The 3,275-nt window shown below is 70.7% G+C and carries 2 protein-coding genes; both read right to left on the minus strand.

The features are described from left to right. Positions 1-34: 34 nt before the first annotated feature. On the minus strand, positions 35-1,996 hold the full coding sequence (locus I5E_RS17255) for a potassium transporter Kup (protein WP_022908089.1): 1,962 nt from the start codon (positions 1,994-1,996) through the stop codon (positions 35-37). A 340-nt stretch (positions 1,997-2,336) separates the two neighbouring features. Continuing rightward, positions 2,337-3,221 carry a serine hydrolase domain-containing protein gene (locus I5E_RS17265; RefSeq protein WP_022908091.1) on the minus strand — a complete coding sequence of 295 codons (885 nt, stop codon included), beginning with the start codon at positions 3,219-3,221 and terminating at the stop codon, positions 2,337-2,339. Positions 3,222-3,275 lie beyond the last annotated feature (54 nt).

Here is a 3,275-nt window from a genome sequence, read left to right on the forward strand (position 1 = left end):
CTCCCGTCCGCCGACCGGTCACGCGCGACGGTCGTCAGATCTCGACGTCGCTGCCCATCGTCACGGTGCGTTCCGCCGGCAGGCCGAAGCGCGCAGCCGGATCCGCCGCGTTGTGCGCCAGCCCGACGAAGAGCTTCTTCCGCCAGCTCACCATCCCGCGGTTCCCCGGCATCGGCCGCAGGGCACCCCGCGAGATGAAGTACGACGCGTTCGCGATCTCGTCCGGATCGATCTCGAGCACCTCGGCCAGGCACGCGGCGTGCAGCGCCTTCGGCAGGTCCTGGTCGTCCGAGAACCCGAACTTGATCGTGATGTGGTCGATGCCGTCGTCCTCGTACCCGAGGTCGTCGCGGAAGAAGGCCTTGGCGTGCGGGACGTGGGGCACGTTCGCGGTGATGACGGACACGATGACCACGGTCCGGTGCACGACGTGGTTGTGCTCGACGTTCGCCCGGAGCGCGAGCGGGGTCGTCTCCTTGTTCGGGTGCGGGAAGATCGCGACGCCTCGCACGCGCGGGATCCCCTTCGTGTTGATCTTCTCGATGAAGTCGGCGAGGGACCCCTCGCGCTCCTTGCGCTCCTCCTGCACGAGCTGCCGACCGCGGCGCCAGGTGGTCATCAGCGTGATCACCGCGAGGGCGATGAGGAGCGGGACCCACCCGCCGTGCAGGATCTTCGACAGGTTGCCGGCGAGGAACGTCAGCTCGAGTCCGCCGAAGGCGATCGCGGCGACCACGAGCTTCCACGTCTTCCACTGCCAGAGCGGCTTCACCACGAGGAGCAGCAGGAGCGTGTCGACGACGAGCGCACCGGTGACGGACACCCCGTAGGCGGTGGCGAGGCTCGCCGAGGACCGGAACGCGAGCATGACGGCCAGCACCCCGATGAACAGCAGGAGGTTGACGGCCGGCAGGTAGATCTGCCCGCCCTCCTGCCGTGAGGTCTGGCGGATGGTCAGCGGCGGCAGCAGCCCGAGCTGCACGGCCTGGCGGCTCAGCGAGAACGCCCCGGAGATGACGGCCTGGCTGGCGATGACGGTCGCCATCGTCGCGAGGATCACGACGGGGATCTGCAGCGCGCTCGGGAACAGCAGGAAGAACGGGTCCTTCGCCGCCCCCGGCTGGTTCAGCACGAGCGACGCCTGGCCGAGGTAGTTCAGCACGAGCGCCGGGAACACGACGAAGAACCAGGCCCGCATGATCGGCTTCCGACCGAAGTGGCCCATGTCGGCGTAGAGGGCCTCGGCTCCGGTGATCACGAGCACGACCGCACCCATCGCGACGAACGTGATGTACGGGTGGGCGATGAGGAAGGCGATGGCCCAGGTGGGCGAGAGGCCCTGCAGGACACCCGGGTGCGCCAGGATGTGCGGAACGCCGGCAGCGGCGATGACGACGAACCAGAGCAGCATGACCGGGCCGAACAGGTTGCCGACCTTGCCGGTGCCGAACCGCTGCACCGCGAACAGCAGCACGAGGATGACCGCGGCGATCGGCACGATGAGGTGTTCCACCGAGGGGGCCGCCGTCTGCAGGCCCTCGACGGCGGAGAGCACGGACACGGCCGGGGTGATGACCGAGTCGCCGTAGAAGAGCGAGACGCCGACGATCCCGATGACGAGGAAGATCGTCGCTCCCCCGCGCCGCTTGGCGTACAGCCGCCGGGCCAGCGCGGCGAGCGCCATGACCCCGCCCTCGCCGTTGTTGTCGGCGCGCATGAGCACGAGGACGTACTTGATCGACACGATGACCGTGATGCTCCAGAACATCATCGAGATCACCCCGTAGACGTCCTCCTGGTTCGCCTGCACGATGCCGCCGTCGATCGTGAACACGGTGCGCAACGCGTACAGCGGGCTCGTGCCGATGTCGCCGAAGACGACACCGAGCGCGGCCAGGGCGAGGGCGGCGATGCCCTTCGCTGGGCCGTGCGTTCCGGCGTCGTCGGTGGTCTCGGTCGTCGGGGTCTGAGAGCGGGTCTCGGTCACGCTCGTCACTTCCGTCTCCTCGCCGTCCGGCGACGGCGTCCTCGCCGTCGGGGCGACGGCCGCGGATCATCATCGCACCAGCGCGGCCCGGGCGCTCGCAGCGCGCGCACATGCGCACGACGGCGGGACCGGATGCGCAGACCGGACGACCCTGTGCGACCCGGAATGCGGACGGACCCGGGTCACCGCACGCGTCGAGCGACGCGGTCGTAGTGTCGGGGCGACACATCGGGAGGAACGATGAACTTCGACGGCTTCGACCCCGCGGGACTGATCGTCTTCTGCGTGGCGGTGGTGCTGGTGTTCGGCGGGCTGCTGTCCACGCGACGTCGGCGCTGACGCCCGGCCGTCAGGTGCCGGTCGGCCCCTGACGCTCCAGCTCGTCCGCGACCGCCCCGGCGAACGCGTCCGCGCCGAGGTGGTCGTCGGCCGTGACGGTCACCACCGTGTCCCCGTCGAAGAGCAGCATCTGCCCGTACGCGCCGTGCAGCCGCCAGAGCCGCCCGGGGCCGTCCCACCCCGCCATCGCGTACCGCTCGTAGCCCGGCCCCGTGCCGTCGCGCTCGACCCAGTCGGTGTGCATCGCGTCGCACCAGCGGGCACCCACGACCAGACGGCCGTCGTGTTCGCCGCGGTCGCGGACGAGCCGCCCGATCCGAGCGAGCTCACCGGTGCGCATCGCGAGGCCCTCGCCCCCGGCGACGTGGCCGTTCGCACAGCGGGCCCAAGAGACGTCGTGGATGCCGAGCGGGTCGAACAGGCGACGGGACACGAACGTGCCGACGTCGCCGACGTGCGTCTCGAGCACCCGCATCGCCATGTAGGTGCTGGCGTTCGCGTACTGGAACACGCGACCGCGTGACGGTCGCCCGAGGAACTCCAGCGCGAGGTCCGGCCAGTCGTGCAGCTCGGTCGCCGACCACGGCATGTCGACGCCGCTCGTCATGGTCAGCAGGTGGCGCAGGGTGACCGCGTCCGTCCCCGGGCCGTACCGGACGTCGGGGAGCGAGACCGACACCGGGGCGTCGACGTCGACCAGCCCGTCGTCGGCGGCGATCCCCGTGGCGAGGACCGCGATCCCCTTCGCGACCGAGTGCACCTCGCGCCGGACGTCGGGCGTCCAGTGGTGCTCGGCGGTGTCGTCGCCGACCAGGACGTGCAGACCGTGGGCGGCGAAGCCCGAGGCGTCGACGTGTCGGACGAGGGCGTCGAGCAGGCTGGTCGCGGTGCGCACCCGGCCATCCTCTCGCGGACGGTGCCGACGACCCACGGGAGGCGCGGGCGGCCC

Origin of the sequence: Curtobacterium sp. B18, from assembly GCF_000333375.1 — a bacterium.
GTDB lineage: Bacteria > Actinomycetota > Actinomycetes > Actinomycetales > Microbacteriaceae > Curtobacterium.